Here is a 15,939-nt window from a genome sequence, read left to right on the forward strand (position 1 = left end):
TGACCGATTGGAACGAAGTGTTGGCGGAATCGATCCGCTGGCTTGAATAATAAGCAGACAATGTTTTTTGTGCTCTGGATTTTCGCGCTTAAACCACAGAATCTGTTCCGCTATGAGGGTGAGCGCACATTGAAATCCTTCCCCAAATTCCGGAAAGCCTGCATTCAATGCATGGAAAACAAATACGGATTTGTCATACAAGGGTTGATTCGGCGGTTTAGCTCAATCTGATTCCCGTGCCGCCAGATCGGACACAGCGTTGCTCACTAAGCTCCACAGGACGGCCCTGCGCGGTCCGCCGGATGCGATGGCCGCCAAGTCCGATCATTCGAATTGATTCATTTATGAAACATCGATGTGTGCGAAAGCGGACGTTCGTACCGCTGCAATCGGAAAATTTTGGTTTCGCCGTTACATTTAGGAACGATATGTAATGCGCATTTCAGACGCCGATTAAAATCCGCGAACGGCTTCGGCATTAATACTCAATGATTTTCTAATAACGCAATCGAGGTCCCCAACGTGATTTTTGATTAACCCGTTTTATTTTTATTCAAAGGCATAATGCGGTATTTTCATATGAACTTAGATGCTGCATTGCAGCGGACACGAGATCGCGTCGAACCTGCATGCGCGCGGGACTCGGGCGCTGTCACCGTCCGCCATCGGCTAGTATTTTTGCGGCGGCGCACGCTTTGACACTATTTGCCGAATCGCCCAATTCTTGTTTTGCAATGATCGGCTGAATGCGGCTCGAATCGCGCGTACGTTCGCAATCGTCTTCACGCAAATTTTCGTACAGCGCGCGGACACGCAAATCGGTCAGGTTTGCCGCCCGCGCTGACAATGTGCTGACCGTTGCTCGTCAGCCTTGCTTGTTTCAGTCGTGAAATTCCCTCGCGCGTGCGCGCACGCACGGTCATGCGGCGTCGCAGCGGGCATCGTTTGCGCGACGCACGACTCACCGAAGCCAACCGGAGCAACGATGCTGAGCAACGCTGATTTCCTGACGGTCGTGCGGCTCGCGCCGCTCGTGGCAATCGATCTGATCGTCACCGATGGCAACCGGCGCATCCTCGTGGGGCATCGGCGCAACCGGCCCGCGCAGGGCACATGGTTCGTTCCGGGCGGCCGCATCAGAAAAGACGAATCGCTCGATGCCGCCTACAGGCGCATCGTCAGCAACGAGTTGGGCGTCGCGAGCGCGCAGCGTTCGGCCGCACGCTTCTTCGGCGTCTACGAGCATCTCTACGACGACAACTTCGCGGGCGCCGATGGCATCGGCACGCATTACATCGTGCTCGCCTACGCGCTGACGCTCTCCAGCAAGGTTCCGATCGGCCGTTTCGATCAGCACAGCGACTATCGATGGCTTATGCCCGACGAACTGCTCGCGCGCGACGACGTGCACGAAAACACCAAGGCCTACTTCCGCTGATCCGCGCGAAAAGGCGCGTACCGAGATCATCTGCCAACACTTCGTCAATTTCGGACTCGGCGCGCGGCGGCTGCCGGGCGCCGCGTATAGTGCGCCCATGTAAGCTCACTTTCCCGCTACTTACGTTCCTGCATCGATCGGACCCCGGCCGGACACGACGCCTGCCGCGGTTCGCACAGGGAGAAGTCGATGGTGTACGCCAATGGTACGGGCCGGCTTCAGGTCGTGCGCGCGGTCGCGCCCGACGTGCCGTCCGCCGATATGACCAGCGCGGCGAAGCGAATCGGCATTCTGATCTTCGAGGACTTTTCGCTCGTCGAAGTCAGCTCGATCTCCGAGGTCTTCTCGGTCGCGAATCAGGTGCATCTGCCCGCCGACGCCAACGCACGCGCGCAGGCGCCGAATTATTCGCTGATGTTTCTGTCGAGCGATGGCGGCAGCGTGGCGAGCAGTTGCTCGATGCGGATCTGGACCGAGAGTCTCGAAACGCGCTGGATGAACGAATGCGACGCGCTGTTCATCGCGGGCGGCGTGGGCGCGCGTCATGCGCGTAACGATGCCGCGCTGCGCAAGCGCCTCGCGCGCGTGGCGCCGAAGATTCCGTTCATCAAGGCGATCGGCGAAGGCGCGCAGATTCTCGCCGCGGCCAATCTCGACGTGCAGAACCGCACGCTCGATTTCGCCGGCGAGCCGCAAGGCCGCGCGCTTGCGCCGGCGTTGTCGAATCCGCTTTTCATCGCGGAACAAACGCTCACGCTCGACGATCCCAAAGGGCCGATCGCGGCGGCGCTGTCGATCATCAAGCGCGACCACGGCGCGGCGCTCGCGCGTGAAGTATCGGAGCGCTCCATTCCGGGCGCGTGGCAGAAGCTCGCCACCGTGCTCGACGATACCGAAGCCGGCAGCGTGCGCCAGAAGATCGACGCCGCCGCGCGCTGGATCCGCGAGAACTACGTGCGGCCGATCTCGATCACGGATGCGGCGCGCGTCGCCGCGATGAGCGAGCGCAATTTCCTGCGCCGCTTCAAGGCGCAGATCGGGCTGACGCCGTCGGAATATCTGTTGCGCGCGCGGCTCGATGCGAGTTGCATGTTGCTGGCCGCGACCGATCTGCCGGTCGACAAGATCGCGCGGCGCTGCGGCGCGGGCAGCGGCGACGGCCTCGCGAAAATCTTCCGCAAGCGGCTCTCGATCTCGCCGACCGAATACCGGATGGCAGGCCGCCGAAAACAGGGCGACGGTTCGTAAACGTCCGGAGCCGGCCTAGAACAAATACGCATGGAATCAAAGGTACTCTGGACGCTTTCGAATCTCGGCGACGCGGCCTTTCTGCTGCCGCTCGCGCTCGTCTGCGCGCTGTGGCTGCGCACGGTCGACGTGCGCCTCGCGTTGCGCTGGGCCGTGCTGCTCGCGATCGGCATGGGGCTCGTCGGTCTGTCGAAGATTCTCTATGCCGGCTGCGGCGTCGAGATCGCCGCGATCCAGTTGCGCATGATCAGCGGACACACGATGCTCGCCGCGTCGATCTACACCGTCGCCGGCGGCTTGCTGTTCGGCGCATTCGGCGGAAGCTGGCATCGGCTGGGCGCGGCGGGCGGACTCGCGCTCGCGGCGGCCATCGGCGCGAGCCGCATCATGCAGGACGCGCACACGCCCGCCGAAGTCGTCGCGGGCTGGGTGCTCGGCGCGGTCGTCGCCGCCCTCTTCCTCATGCGCGTCTTCGAAACGCCGCGCAAGATGCCGCGCGCGCTCGTCGCGGGTTGCGCGCTGCTGGCGGTTTCGTCGATCGCCTACGGCCATCACGCGCCGTTCCAGCGGATGATCGAGCACTATTCGTGGCGGCTCTGTCAGGGACTCGGGCTCTGAGCTTCGCGTCAGTTCACTCGCAGCGCATGGGCTGACGAACTTCAGTATGATCGCAGGCTCTTTTCTCTCGCGCGCCCATAGAGGCGCGCGATCACGTTTCCGGGATCGAGCATGGACCGCTTCCTTGCAATGAAAGTCTTCGCGCGAGTCGTCGAGGCGGGCAGTTTCTCCAAGGCAGCCGATGCCCTGCGCCTGCCGCCCGCGAGCGTCTCGCGCACGCTTCAGGCGCTCGAAGCGCATCTCGGTGCGCGCCTCATCAATCGCACGACGCGCAGCATCAGCATCACCGAAGACGGCGAAGCCTATTACGAGCGCTGCGTGCGCGTGCTCGGCGAAGTGGACGACATGGAAGCGTCGCTGTCGCATTCCAAGCTGAGTCCCAAGGGCAATGTGAAAGTCAGCCTGCCGCAAGTGATGGCGAAGAACACGATCATTCCCGCGCTGCCGGAATTCTTCGCCGCGTATCCGGATATCGGCGTCGAACTGGTGCTGACGGACCGGCAAGTCGATCTCGTCGAGGAAGCGGTCGATTGTGTCGTGCGCGTGGGCGCGGTCGGCGATGTCGGGCTGGTCGCGAAACGCATCGGCGCGTATACGCAGATCACTTGCGCGTCGCCGGGATACATCGAAAAGCACGGCGAGCCGACGTCGCTCGATGACCTCGAGCAGCATCTCGCCGTCGGCTATGTGCTGAACAACTCGGGACGCGTGCGCAACTGGGAATTCGTCGTCGATGGCGAAACGCGCACCATCGCGATGAAGCACAAGATCGCCGTGAACGACGGCGATTCGTATATCGCGGCGGGCGCCAACGGGCTCGGGCTGATTCAAAGCTCGAGCTATACGCTCGATCCGCTCGTCAGAAGCGGCGCGTTGAAGGAAGTGCTACGGGAATATCCGTCGTATCCGCGCGTGGTGTCGGTGCTGTATGCGGCCAACCGGCATCAGCCGAGGCGCGTGCGCGTGTTCATCGACTGGGTTGCGGAGTTGTATGCGCGCCTGCCGTCGTTTCAGGTGAGCAAGGGAAACTGAACGCGGGCGTCGTTTGCGGCGATGCATCCGCGAACGGCATCGCGCGCCAGTCGTAATCGCGATAAGCGCGCTCGAGCGCGCGCAGATCGGCGGGCCGCGCGCTCGCGTGCACGCCCTCCAGATGCGGCAAGCTGAATTCCACCTTGACGCAGTTCGCATAATCGCGCGCGCGCATGTTGGCGGGGATCGTCGTGAAGAACGCGGTCGTCGGCACGTCGAATCCCGCGCCGGCGTGTAGCGCCGCCGTATCCGCCGTGACGAGATAGCGCGCGCGCCCGATCCACGCGAGGAAATCGTCCGTGTCGATGCAAAACGGCGCGATATCGCGATAACGCGGATCGTCGACGGGCCCGAAACCCATCACCGGCAGGCCGGTTTCATCCGCGAGACGCGCGACGATACGCGCGCGCATCGACGCCGGAATGCTGCGCACCGGCGTGCTCGCGTTCGGGCAGAACAGCGCGTAAGGCTCGTTTGCGATCGGCTTGAGCGGCACATCGGCGAGCCAGCGATTGCGCTTGTCGGCGGCGGCGATGGTCGAAGGCGCGATGCCCATCGCCCAAAGGAAGAAGTCGATCATCGGCATCGAGGCGAAGCGCGGCCAGAAAAGCTGATTGCCGACGTCGATCTTCGGTTCATCGGCAGGCAGGCTCGCGAGCGGCACAGGCAGACCGACGATATCGGCGAGACGCGGCGCGGCAAGCTCGTAAAGACGCTGCACGTAGCGCGGCGCGCGCGCCGGCCGATAGATCGTGAACCGAAGATGCGGATGAAGGCGCTTGACGGCGGAGAGCGCCGTAAGCCCGATGATCGAATCGCCGAGCGTGACGCCGAACGCGTTGACGAGATGCACGCGGCGCTCGCGCGCATAGTCGGCGTCGAAGGGTTCGCGGCCCGCGTTCAGGATGGTGGCGGGCAGCGCGGAGAACGCGGATGCATCGGCGTGCGCGACTTCGAGATCGTAAGGCGCGACGATCTCGCCGCTTAGCGATAACAGCGATCCCGTGTGGGTCAGCGCATGAACTTCGTCGAGCGTCGTCATGCGTGACCCCGTTGCGGTCAGCCGGCCGCGCCGCGTTCGTTCGCCGCCTTCGCGACGGGCACGCTTTGCAGCACGGGCATCGTCGCCGTCTGATACTCGGGCACCCAGCGGCGCAGATCGCGGCGCACTTCTTCGTCGGAGAGCACGCGATGCTGCATCAGCCAGGGCAGCAATTCGTCGATGAAATCGTCCGGCACGCCGCGCGCCTGCGCGATGCGCAGCTTCGGATGCGGCGTGCGCGTGGTGGTTTCGTCGTCGGCGAGCAGTTCTTCGTAGAGCTTTTCGCCCGGACGCAGCCCAGTAAACGTGATGCGGATCTGCTCTTCCGTGAAGCCATAGAGACGGATGAGGTCGCGCGCGAGATCGACGATTCTCACGGGCTGGCCCATGTCGAGAATGAAGATCTCGCCGCCGCGCCCCATGCTCGACGCCTGCAGCACGAGTTGCGCGGCTTCCGGAATCGTCATGAAAAAGCGCGTGATTTCCGGATGCGTGACCGTGACCGGACCGCCCTTCGCAATCTGCTGCTGAAATTTCGGGATCACGCTGCCCGCGCTGCCGAGCACGTTGCCGAAGCGCACCGTCTCGAACTGCGTGCGCGGCGCGGATTGCTGCAGCGCCTGACAGGCCATCTCGGCGAGACGCTTGGAGGCGCCCATCACGTTGGTCGGGTTGACGGCCTTGTCGGTGGAGATCAGCACGAAATGGCGCACGTTGTGGCGAATCGCCGCGCGCGCGACGCGCAGCGTGCCGAGCACGTTGTTGCGCACGGCCTGCCACGCGTTCTGCTCTTCCATCAGCGGGACGTGCTTGTAGGCCGCCGCATGGAAAACGATGTGCGGCGTGAAGCGCGCCATCGTCTGATCGAGCAGCAGCGAATCCTTCGCGTCGCCGACGACCGGAATCACCGAGCACTCCGGAAACTTCTCGTGCAGTTCCTCGATGAGGCGATACATCGCATATTCGGAGAGGTCGTAGGCGATGAGCTGCGCGGGCGAGAAACGCAGAATCTGACGGCACAGTTCCGAGCCGATGGAGCCGCCGCCGCCCGTCACCATCACGACGCGCCCGTGGAGCAGTTGCTCGACGTGCGGCATGTCGATCTTCACCGGCTCGCGGCCGAGCAAGTCTTCGAGGTCGATCTGCCGCACGCGCGACAGGAAGTTGCCGCCTTCGGTGAGCGGCGTGAGCGCGGGCAGCACCATCACCTTGACGCCGGCGCGCACGCACAACGTGGCGACGCGCCGCTGCTCCTCGACCGACGCCGAAGGAATCGCGATGATCACGTAGTCGGTCTTGTACTGCTCCGCGAATCGGGAGAGGTCGCTGAACCCGCCGAGGACCTTGTGGCCGAGCACTTCGCGGCCCTGCTTGGCGGGATCGTCGTCGAGCAGGCCGACGAGACGCCATTCGCTGGAGCGCGCAAGCTCGCGGGCGAGCATCGCGCCCGCCGTGCCCGCGCCGAGCACGATCACGGGCTTGCCCTGGCCGACCAGACCGCCGTACAGATAGAACTCCTTGCCCGCGCGATAAAGCGCGCGCGCGCCGCCCATCGCGAGAAACAGCAGAAGCGGCGAGACGATGAGCACCGAGCGCGGGATGATCGGCGTCGGCTGCGACATCACCGCGCCCACCATCACGACGAGCGCGCCCACGACGATCGATTTGGAGATACGCATCAGGTCCGGCAGGCTCGCGAACACCCACATGCCGCGATACAGCCCGAAGACGCGAAAGACGATGGCGTAGACCGGCACGACCCACAAGAGCGCGTGCAGCGCGCCATCGCGGAAATCATGCGGCACGCTGCCGTTGAAGCGCAGCAGGTAAGCGACGACCCAGGCTCCGACGACGGCCACGAGATCGAAGCCGAACGCCCCCGCCGATAGCCATGTAGCTTTTATTCGATTCATCAGCATGGACCCTCAAGATTGTCCGGTATGGCGCGTTTCATGACGACGCCACTGCGCGTCGACGACCGCGCCCGCTGCCACAACCACGACTGCCCAGCCCGCAACCGCCGCCCACTGCCCCGTGACGGAAAACCACAGCGCCCAGTTCGCGAGGATCATGCCCGCCAGCATGAGCAGATACCACGTGAGCGCGGTGCGCGCGTGCCCCATTCCGAGGCGCACCATGCGCTGATAGTAATGCTCTCGATGCGCCTGCCAAAATTTTTCACCGCGCGCGAGGCGTCGCAGCAACGTGACCGTGGCATCCGCGATGAAAGGCGAAAACACGAGCGCCGGAAACCAGACGGGCCATGCGCCCCGTTGCCAGCCCCAGAACCCGAGCGCGCCTGCGAGAAATCCCAACGGAATAGACCCGGCATCGCCGAGAAAAATCCGAGCCGGATGGAAATTGAGGGTCAGGAAACCGGCCGCCGCTCCGGCGATCGCCGCGCTCGCCAGGCCGAGATCGGCTTGCGGCGCGGGTCCGGCGAGCGCCGCGAGCGCGTAGCCGCCGAATCCGAACAGCGCCATGCCGCCGGCGAGCCCGTCGGAGCCGTCCATGAAGTTGTAGAGATTGACGAGCCACAGCATCAGAAAGCCGACGAATGCGAGCGCCCACCACGGCGCGTTCGCCGGATGCGCGACGATCACGAGCGTCACCGCGACGATATGCGCCGCGAAGCGCACGCGCGCGGGCAAACCGCGTCGGTCGTCGATCTGCGAGACGGCCGCGAGGAAGACCGCGCAGGCCGCGACGAGCCACATCGACGGGGCCGCGACGAGAAGCGCGACGACGGCGACCGGCACGATGCCCCAGCCGCCGACGCGCGGCGTGGGCCGTTCGTGCAGCGAACGCTCGTTGGGGATATCGGTGGCGAGGCGCCACGCGAGGCCCGTGCGGATGAGCGTCCGCAGAATCAGCGCGCAGGCGGCGAACGCCAATACCGCGACCGACATCGCGGCCAACGGCGGCGAAGCTTGGAAATACGAATGCAGCATGCGTTGTTATGAGTTGTCGAAAACGAAGCCCCGATCGTCCCGGCGACTTTTATCCCGGGCAAACCCGCAAGGATACGCGAACGGTCGCCGGAATGAGTCGTAAATAACTGACGGATAACGAAAATCGCGCCGATATCGAAGCCGCGCATATTTTAACGTTCGCGACGGACGTTTCCGATCGCGAGAACCGTTTATTGCGCGCGCGTCGAGCGAAACCACGCGGCCGTGGCGGCGAGGCCTTCGTCGAGCGATTGCGGCGCTTGCCAGCCGAGCGTCTCGCGGATGCGGCTCGAATCGAGGCGCAGGCTGCCGGTCAGCCGATCGATCTGCGCGGTCTTGCCCGTCAGACGCCCGACGCCGCGCAAGAGTCCCACCGGCACCGGCACGAGCCGCGCCGGTTTGCCGAGATGTTGGCCGAGCTTGCGCGCGAGTTCGGCGACGCTCGGGTCGTCGCCGTCCGTGACATGGAACAGGCGGCCCGCCGCAGCCGGATGGAGCGCGCATTCGATCGTCGCGCTCGCGAGATTGTCGACGGAGACGAGGCTGCGGCGCGCATCGATCGCGCCGAGCGGCAACGGGATGCCGCGCGCGATCGCGTTCATCATCGCCAGGAAATTGGCGCGCACGCCGGGGCCGTAGACGAGCGGCGGCCGCACGATGGCGATTTCCAGCCCGGTGCGGCTACCGAATTCGAGCAGTTTCACTTCGGCTTCGGCTTTCGACACGCCGTAGGCATCGGGCGGATTGCGCGCGTCGTCTTCGGTGAACGGGCGGCCCGGATCGCTTTCGCCGAGCGCCTTGACGCTGCTCATCATGACAAAGCGCGTGACGCCCGCTCGCCGCGCGGATTCGGCGGCGGCGAGCGTGCCGTCGACGTTGACCGCCCGATACGCCTTCAACACGGCCTGCGATTGGGCGGCGGCGTCGGCCATTACGTGGACGCGCGCCGCAAGATGGATCACTGCGTCGCAACCGGCAAAGGCTTCGGGCGCGATCGAATCGAGGCCGTCGATATGGCGCACGTCGACGCCCGGTTCGCACTGCGCGTCGCGCCGCACGAGCCCTGTCGCGCCGATCCCGCGCGCCGCGAGCGCACGGCTCACCGCGCGGCCGACGAAGCCGTTGGCGCCGGTTATCGCGATGCGTCGGCCGGATTCGCTCATAGCCATTTCCAGCCGAAACGGTTGAAGAACCGGTACGCCGACGTGACGAACAGCTTGATGTGCACCGAGCCTTTCTTCGCCGCGCCGCCGCCGTGATGCAGGATTCGCACCGACGGCACATAGGCGATGCGCGCGACGCGGCGCGTGCGCAGGCTCAGGTCGTAGTCCTCGAAATAGAGGAAATAGCGCGGATCGAAGCCGCCGAGCGACTTGAGCACATCGGTTCTGAAGAGCATGAAGCAGCCGCTCACGATCGGCGGATCCCACACGATATTGCTGTCGCCGATGACATCGCGCATTTCGTAGCGCGCGAGGCGCCCCGCGAACGGCTTGCGCAGCGCCGACGGCAGAAAGCCGCGCACGAAAAGGTCGAGCACGGTCGGATAGCGGCGGCAAAGAAACTGCTGACGGCCATCGTCGCCGCCGATCCACGGCGCGAGCAGACCGGTTTCCGGCGAGCCGTGCAGAAAGGCGAGCGCGCGGCGCAGGCCATCGGCATTGAGTTCGACGTCGGGATTGAGAATCAGATGGAAGCGGCTGTTCGCGCGCTCGATGGCGAGATTGTGGCCGCGTCCATAACCGACATTGCCGTGCCCTTTGAGCACCACGGTGTCGAATTCCGCATCCGAGGGCGCCGGCAGGTCGGCGAGCTCGCCCGGATTGCCGTTGTCGATCAGATACAGGCACGGGCGCCCGGCGACATCGTGCAGTTGGGCGAGCGCGGATTCCAGCGTTTCGACGGTGCGCGCGAGCAACGCGGCATCGGGCCGGTAGACGACGATGGAAATGCTGAGAGTGATCGGCGGGGCGTTCGCGTTCATCGGACAAATGGGGCGTCCGCGCCACGAAAGGAAAACGGACCGCATCGACGGGTGGAAGACGCCAAGATTGTCCTTAATGTCGGAGGTTTCGGCAACCGCGGGCGGCGGGGCGTCGCGTCAGGCGAACGTGCGAAACACGTAGCGCTTGTCGAGGCGGTACTTGATCACATAACCGATCGCGAGACCGATGCAGCCGCCGACGTAGCGCATTTCGGCCGTTCCGAAGACGTGATTGAAGCCGAATTCGACGCCCCAGAAAATCGCTGTGGTGACGAGGCCCATCGTGACGTAGAGCGTGAACATGGTCGCGTCGTGACGCGCATTCTCCGCCTTGAAGCGGAAGATCCATTTCTTGTCGAGCAGATATTTCACGACGAGACCAACGCCCGTGCCGACGAACACCGACAGCAAAACATGCCAGGGGCCGCTATAGACACGCGTAGTCAGATCCTGCGCGCCGATGTTGGCAAGCGTCGCGATGGCGGCGAAAAAGGTGTAGAGCAGCGCGAGTTGCATGTGTTCAGAACATGGTTCGGTGGTTCGGCGTTTTTCCGGCGCTACGTCACACGTTGCTTGGCGGAAAAATCGACACCATATACGATGTGCCTGGAAAACTCGACAAAGCCGGTGCCGAAGCCGTCGCTGAGAAGACGGCCAGGCCCGGTTCCGCCCGGTCGTGGGCTTAAGCAATCATCTCAACGTGAATTGAATGAGCAAGCCCATCGTCGTCGATCTCGATGGCACGTTGATTCACTCCGACATTCTCGTCGAGAGCGGATTCGCCTTCCTGAGATCCTCACCGCAGAAATTCTTCAAGCCGCTGCTGTGGCTTTCCAGCGGCGGCAAGTCCGTGCTCAAGTCGCGGCTCGCCGAGCACGTGAGCATCGATGTCGCGACGCTGCCCTACAACACGCAGGTCGTGAACTGGCTGAAGGACATGCGCGCCGCGGGCCGCACGATCGCGCTCGCCACCGCGAGCCATGAATCGTTCGCGCATCGCATCGCGGAGCATCTCGGCATCTTCGATCGCGTGTTCGCCACCGACGAGCGCGTCAACCTTTCCGCGCATCGCAAGCGCGACCGGCTCGTCGCCGAGTACGGCGAGAAGGGCTTCGATTACGTCGGCAATTCGCACGATGACATGTCCGTCTGGGCCGCCGCCGATCGCGCGTACGTGGTCAATCCGCACGCGGGCGTCGTGCGCGCCGCCTCGAAGCACGACAACGTCGAACAGGTCTTCGAGAATCGCCCGCCGACGCTCAAGGTCTGGGCCAAGTCGCTGCGGCTGCATCAGTGGCTGAAAAACGTGCTGATCTTCGTGCCGCTGCTCGCGGGGCATCAGCTGAAGTCGCCGGCGGCCATCGAGTCCGCCGTGATTGCGTTCTTCGCGTTCGGGCTGTGTGCATCGAGCGTGTATCTGCTGAACGATCTGCTCGACTTGCAGGACGACCGGCAGCATCCGGTGAAGCGCCGGCGCCCGCTCGCCGCCGGCACGATGCCGCTCGCCTGGGGCATGGCGCTCTGCCCTGTCCTGCTCGCCGCCGCGTTCTCGATCGCACTCACGTTCTTGTCGTGGAAATTCAATGCGGTCCTGCTCGGCTACTACGTGCTGACGCTCGCGTACTCGCTCGCGCTCAAGCGTCAGGTGATGATCGACGTCGTCGTGCTTGCCGCGCTGTACACCACGCGCATCGTCGCGGGCGCCGCGGCGATCCATGTCCCGCTCACGTTCTGGCTGCTAGCTTTCTCGATGTTCGCGTTCCTGAGCCTCGCGCTCGTCAAGCGCTACACCGAGCTTCACGCGATGATGAAGTCCGGGCGCGAAGGCGCGCGCGGGCGAGGTTATCTGGCGAGCGATCTGGCCATCGTGTCGTCGCTGGGAACGTCGTCGGGTTACATCTCGGTGCTCGTGCTCGCGCTCTATATCCAGGACGAACGCACCACCGTGCTTTACCGGCATCCGCAATACATCTGGATGGTATGTCCGCTGATGCTCTACTGGTTCAGCCGGACATGGGTCATCACGCATCGCGGACGCATGAACGACGATCCCATCGTGTTCGCGGCGCGCGATCGCATGAGCCTCGTCGTCGTCGCGCTGTGCGGCTTCGCGTTCTGGCTCGCGATCTGACCGATGAGCGAACTGCTCTCCTGGGGCCGCTACCCGCGCCTGCCGCAGACCGCGCACGCCGCGCACTGGCGCGACGAAGCGCAGGCGCGATGGCGCGACGTGCAGCGCGAACATGGCACGACGCTCGCGTTCGGCAATGGCCGAAGCTACGGCGACGTCTGCCTCGCGAGTTCGAATCACGTCTTTCAGACGCTCGCGCTCGACCGGATCATCGCCGCCGACTGGACGCGCGGCATCGTGCGCGCCGAGCCCGGCATCACGTTCGAGCAGATTCTCGCGCTCGCGGTGCCGCGCGGCTGGATGCTGCCGGTCACGCCGGGCACGAAGTACGTGACGCTGGGCGGCGCGATCGCCAACGACGTGCACGGCAAGAATCATCACGTGCGCGGCACGTTCGGGCGGCATGTGCGCGCGTTCGGCCTCGCGCGCAGCGACGGCACGTTCATCGAATGCTCGCCGGAATCGAACACGGAGATGTTCAATGCGACGATCGGCGGGCTCGGGCTGACGGGACTCATCCTGTGGGCCGAGTTCTCGCTGATGCCGATCCGCACGAGTCTCATCGACGTGACGAGCATCCGCTTCGGCAAGCTCGACGAGTTCTTCGATCTCTCGGAAGAGTACGACGCGAAGCACGAGTATTGCGTCGCGTGGGTCGATTGCGCGAGCCGCGGACCGGCGCTCGGTCGCGGCATCTTCATGGCGGGCGATCACGCGATCCACGGCTCGCTCGATGTCGAACAGCGCAACACGCGCCGCGTGCCGTTCACGCCGCCCGTTTCGCTCATCAACGGCCTCACGCTGCGCGCGTTCAACGAGCTGTACTACCGGAAGCAGCGCCGCGCGATCGAGCTTTCGCGCGTCGGTTACGACGGCTATTTCTATCCGCTCGACAGTCTGCTCGAATGGAACCGCATCTACGGGCCGCAGGGGTTTCAGCAGTATCAGTGCGTCGTGCCGGCAGCGAGCGCGCGCGATGCGGTGCGCGCGATGCTCGATCGCATTTCATCGAGCGGCACGGGTTCGTTTCTCGCGGTGCTCAAGCGCTGCGGGAACATTCCGTCGCCGGGGCTGCTGTCGTTTCCGATGGAAGGCACCTCGCTCGCGCTCGACTTTCCGCAGCATGAATTGCGTAATTCGCAGCTCTTCGACGCGCTCGACGCGATCGTGCGCGATGCCGGCGGACGCATCTACCCGGCCAAGGACGCGCACATGTCGGGCGCCGATTTCCGCGCCGCTTATCCCCGATGGCAGGCGCTCGAATCGCTTCGCGATCCGGCCATGCTGTCGCATTTCTGGAAACGAATGACCGGCCTATGAAGAACATCGTCATCGTGGGCGCCACGTCCGCTATCGCCATCGCCTGCGCGCGAGAATGGGCCGCGAGAGGCGCGCGCTTCTTTCTCGTCGCGCGCAACCAGGAACGCATGGAGCAGGTCGCCGCCGATTTGACGGCGCGGGGGGCGGCTTCGGTTGCCACGTATCGGCTCGATATCGACAAGCTCGACGATCACGCCGCGATGCTCGCTGACTGCGCCGCGCACATGGATTCGATCGATATCGTGCTGGTTGCGTCGGGCACGCTGCCGGACCAGGCGGCCTGCCAGAGCGATCCCGCCGTCGCGGTGCGCGAGTTTCATACCAATGCGCTTTCGCTGATTGCGCTCATCACGCCGATCGCCAATCGGCTCGAGGCGCAGCGGCACGGGGCGCTCGCGGTGATCTCGTCGGTGGCGGGAGATCGCGGGCGTCCGTCGAATTATCTTTATGGCAGCGCGAAGGCCGCGTTGCAGGCGTTTCTCGAAGGCTTGCGCGCGCGGTTGTTCAAGGTCGGCGTGCATGTCGTCGATATCAAACCCGGCTTCGTCGCCACGCCGATGACTGCGGGGCTGCCGTTGCCCGGCCCGCTCGTCGCCACGCCGGAGAAGGTCGCGAAGGACATCGTGCGCGGAATCGACAGGAAGAAGGACGTGGTTTATACGCCGTGGTTCTGGTGGGGGATCATGCTGATCATCCGGAACGTGCCGCGGTTCGTGTTCAAGCGGGCGTCGTTTTAGGGGAAGGCGTGCATCGACATCAGGCATGGCACGGTGGGAGTTGTGGCATCATCTTTTTTTACAAAGTTGCGCCCTCCCCTGATGAGACCCCAGAACGATCGCGCCCTGCCCGCCGCCGTTGCATCGAAGCATGCCAAGAACGAAGACCTCGAAGTGCTCAGAGCGGTCGCGATCGGCTTCACGATTCTTGCTCATTTCCCCGCGCTGCTCTGGTATGCATCCGAGTTTCCGACCAACAACCGCTATTTCAATTTCGGCAGCGGCGTCGATCTCTTCTTCTGCATTTCCGGTTTCATCATTACGCGGTCCATTCTCCAAAGCCGGTCGCGCAGGCCGGATAGCGGGCCGTTCGGCGAATTCGCATTTCCCTTCTGGATAAAGCGATTTTTCAGGCTCGCGCCGTCGGCGTGGTTGTGGATCGTCGTTGGCATGGCGTTGAGCTTTCCACTCGACAAGACGGGTTTCTATGCGCCGTTCAACGTCAACTTCAAGGAAGGTTTGACGGCGCTTCTTCAGGTCGCCAATTTCGAAGTGGCGATGTGCCGGCCAAAGAACGAATGCGGCAGCCTTGCGATTTACTGGTCTCTGGCGCTCGAAGAGCAGTTCTATCTGATCTTTCCTTTTCTCATTGCTTTCTGCTCCCGGCGTCTGCTCGCGATGATCATGCTCGTGGTCGTCGCCGCCCAGTTCTTCATTCCGCGCCCCGTCACGTCTCCGCTGTGGGCGTTTCGCACTGACGCGATCGCGCTGGGTGTGCTCATCGCGCTGTGGAGCAGGACGCCCGGTTACGCGACGATGAACCCGCGCATCCTCCGGCATCGCCTATTCGCGATACCCGTGCTGACCATCCTGTTTGCGGCGCTCGCCACGCTCGGGTCAAAGGTATTGATTGGATCGGTGTCCACGGGGCTGATCGCGTTCGTATCCGCTGCGATCGTCTGGATCGCCTCGTATGACGCGAACTACATCAAGCTCCCGGGTCTTCTCAAACGAATCCTGGTCGCCATCGGCGCGCGGTCTTACGTGATGTATCTCACCCACTATCCGGCGCTCTTTTGCGCGAGCGCGATATGGCGCGCGTTGTCGCATCGTTTCGCCATGCTGGATGCGGCCAATATTCTGCCGCCCATTCTGATCTTCATCGTGCTGACGGCCGCCTTTACCGAATTCACACACCGGATCATCGAAGATCCACTGCGTCGAAGAGGCATTCGGATAGCCGACGCCGTCAGAACGAGACTCGCGCAACGGCGCATGGCGCTTTCGGCGAACTGAAGTCCGCTGAATCGGCGCGCCTTCAGCGCCTGGGATCGGACGGTGCATGGGGGCGCGCGGCTTCATTCGAAGATCTTCTTGAAGCACGGGCAGACATCGACTTCCCCGCCGAATGCGATTGCGTATGGGCTTCGCACGTTCCGGAGCATCAGAGCAACATCGG

At 63.8% G+C, this 15,939-nt stretch carries 14 protein-coding genes; 8 read left to right on the forward strand and 6 right to left on the reverse strand.

All coding sequences use genetic code 11. The features are described from left to right. Positions 1-985: 985 nt before the first annotated feature. From QCE58_RS12350 to QCE58_RS12365, 4 genes are all read left to right on the forward strand, one after another. Positions 986-1,438 (forward strand): GDP-mannose mannosyl hydrolase, encoded by a 453-nt coding sequence (locus tag QCE58_RS12350; protein ID WP_034472787.1) that lies wholly within the window; start codon positions 986-988, stop codon positions 1,436-1,438. Positions 1,439-1,627: 189 nt separating this feature from the next. Further along, a complete protein-coding gene (locus tag QCE58_RS12355) occupies positions 1,628-2,686 on the forward strand; it encodes a GlxA family transcriptional regulator (RefSeq protein WP_034472789.1) in 1,059 nt (352 codons plus the stop codon). A 30-nt stretch (positions 2,687-2,716) separates the two neighbouring features. After that, complete coding sequence (locus tag QCE58_RS12360) at positions 2,717-3,304, forward strand: phosphatase PAP2 family protein (RefSeq protein ID WP_250521356.1); 588 nt, start codon at positions 2,717-2,719, stop codon at positions 3,302-3,304. A 111-nt stretch (positions 3,305-3,415) separates the two neighbouring features. Continuing rightward, positions 3,416-4,336: a LysR family transcriptional regulator gene (locus QCE58_RS12365; protein ID WP_033537194.1), complete on the forward strand. Its 921-nt coding sequence runs from the start codon at positions 3,416-3,418 to the stop codon at positions 4,334-4,336. Here QCE58_RS12365 and QCE58_RS12370 read toward each other — a convergent pair. The 6 genes from QCE58_RS12370 to QCE58_RS12395 all read right to left on the reverse strand — a co-directional run bounded on the left by QCE58_RS12370 (position 4,272) and on the right by QCE58_RS12395 (position 10,829). Then, positions 4,272-5,378 (reverse strand): ADP-heptose--LPS heptosyltransferase, encoded by a 1,107-nt coding sequence (locus QCE58_RS12370; RefSeq protein WP_250521357.1) that lies wholly within the window; start codon positions 5,376-5,378, stop codon positions 4,272-4,274. The two genes, QCE58_RS12365 and QCE58_RS12370, sit on opposite strands and share 65 nt — an antisense overlap. Positions 5,379-5,395: 17 nt before the next feature. After that, a complete protein-coding gene (locus QCE58_RS12375; protein ID WP_175980403.1) occupies positions 5,396-7,291 on the reverse strand; it encodes a nucleoside-diphosphate sugar epimerase/dehydratase in 1,896 nt (631 codons plus the stop codon). Between the two features lie 12 nt (positions 7,292-7,303). Beyond that, positions 7,304-8,329: a glycosyltransferase family 4 protein gene (locus QCE58_RS12380; RefSeq protein WP_051996840.1), complete on the reverse strand. Its 1,026-nt coding sequence runs from the start codon at positions 8,327-8,329 to the stop codon at positions 7,304-7,306. Between the two features lie 191 nt (positions 8,330-8,520). Then, the gene (locus tag QCE58_RS12385; protein WP_250457481.1) at positions 8,521-9,492 is read right to left on the reverse strand and encodes an SDR family oxidoreductase; all 972 of its coding nucleotides are present in this window, start codon (positions 9,490-9,492) and stop codon (positions 8,521-8,523) included. Then, on the reverse strand, positions 9,489-10,313 hold the full coding sequence (locus tag QCE58_RS12390) for a glycosyltransferase family 2 protein (RefSeq protein WP_034474349.1): 825 nt from the start codon (positions 10,311-10,313) through the stop codon (positions 9,489-9,491). The genes QCE58_RS12385 and QCE58_RS12390 overlap by 4 nt, the downstream gene beginning before the upstream one ends. A gap of 117 nt (positions 10,314-10,430) precedes the next feature. Continuing rightward, the gene (locus tag QCE58_RS12395; protein ID WP_008342550.1) at positions 10,431-10,829 is read right to left on the reverse strand and encodes a GtrA family protein; all 399 of its coding nucleotides are present in this window, start codon (positions 10,827-10,829) and stop codon (positions 10,431-10,433) included. A gap of 193 nt (positions 10,830-11,022) precedes the next feature. Here QCE58_RS12395 and QCE58_RS12400 point away from each other — a divergent pair, with 193 nt between their 5' ends. From QCE58_RS12400 to QCE58_RS12415, 4 genes are all read left to right on the forward strand, one after another. Further along, positions 11,023-12,444, forward strand: coding sequence for a UbiA family prenyltransferase (locus QCE58_RS12400; RefSeq protein ID WP_250435030.1), 1,422 nt, complete (start codon positions 11,023-11,025; stop codon positions 12,442-12,444). Positions 12,445-12,447: 3 nt separating this feature from the next. Then, positions 12,448-13,764, forward strand: coding sequence for an FAD-binding oxidoreductase (locus QCE58_RS12405; RefSeq protein ID WP_250457480.1), 1,317 nt, complete (start codon positions 12,448-12,450; stop codon positions 13,762-13,764). Continuing rightward, positions 13,761-14,501, forward strand: a complete 741-nt coding sequence (locus tag QCE58_RS12410) for an SDR family oxidoreductase (RefSeq protein WP_250521358.1) — start codon at positions 13,761-13,763, stop codon at positions 14,499-14,501. The genes QCE58_RS12405 and QCE58_RS12410 overlap by 4 nt, the downstream gene beginning before the upstream one ends. 81 nt (positions 14,502-14,582) lie before the next feature. Next, positions 14,583-15,776, forward strand: a complete 1,194-nt coding sequence (locus QCE58_RS12415; protein ID WP_250435034.1) for an acyltransferase — start codon at positions 14,583-14,585, stop codon at positions 15,774-15,776. The last annotated feature ends 163 nt before the right edge of the window (positions 15,777-15,939 follow it).

This window comes from Caballeronia sp. LZ028, assembly GCF_031451415.1.
GTDB lineage: Bacteria > Pseudomonadota > Gammaproteobacteria > Burkholderiales > Burkholderiaceae > Caballeronia > Caballeronia zhejiangensis.

Coding starts and splice junctions, on each gene's coding strand:
- QCE58_RS12395 (WP_008342550.1), bottom strand. CDS start 10,829: ATGCAACTCGCGCTGCTCTACACCTTTTTCGCCGCCATCGCGACGCTT.
- QCE58_RS12370 (WP_250521357.1), bottom strand. CDS start 5,378: ATGACGACGCTCGACGAAGTTCATGCGCTGACCCACACGGGATCGCTG.
- QCE58_RS12405 (WP_250457480.1), top strand. CDS start 12,448: ATGAGCGAACTGCTCTCCTGGGGCCGCTACCCGCGCCTGCCGCAGACC.
- QCE58_RS12385 (WP_250457481.1), bottom strand. CDS start 9,492: ATGAGCGAATCCGGCCGACGCATCGCGATAACCGGCGCCAACGGCTTC.
- QCE58_RS12390 (WP_034474349.1), bottom strand. CDS start 10,313: ATGAACGCGAACGCCCCGCCGATCACTCTCAGCATTTCCATCGTCGTC.
- QCE58_RS12355 (WP_034472789.1), top strand. CDS start 1,628: ATGGTGTACGCCAATGGTACGGGCCGGCTTCAGGTCGTGCGCGCGGTC.
- QCE58_RS12365 (WP_033537194.1), top strand. CDS start 3,416: ATGGACCGCTTCCTTGCAATGAAAGTCTTCGCGCGAGTCGTCGAGGCG.
- QCE58_RS12380 (WP_051996840.1), bottom strand. CDS start 8,329: ATGCTGCATTCGTATTTCCAAGCTTCGCCGCCGTTGGCCGCGATGTCG.
- QCE58_RS12360 (WP_250521356.1), top strand. CDS start 2,717: ATGGAATCAAAGGTACTCTGGACGCTTTCGAATCTCGGCGACGCGGCC.
- QCE58_RS12400 (WP_250435030.1), top strand. CDS start 11,023: ATGAGCAAGCCCATCGTCGTCGATCTCGATGGCACGTTGATTCACTCC.
- QCE58_RS12375 (WP_175980403.1), bottom strand. CDS start 7,291: ATGAATCGAATAAAAGCTACATGGCTATCGGCGGGGGCGTTCGGCTTC.
- QCE58_RS12410 (WP_250521358.1), top strand. CDS start 13,761: ATGAAGAACATCGTCATCGTGGGCGCCACGTCCGCTATCGCCATCGCC.
- QCE58_RS12415 (WP_250435034.1), top strand. CDS start 14,583: ATGAGACCCCAGAACGATCGCGCCCTGCCCGCCGCCGTTGCATCGAAG.
- QCE58_RS12350 (WP_034472787.1), top strand. CDS start 986: ATGCTGAGCAACGCTGATTTCCTGACGGTCGTGCGGCTCGCGCCGCTC.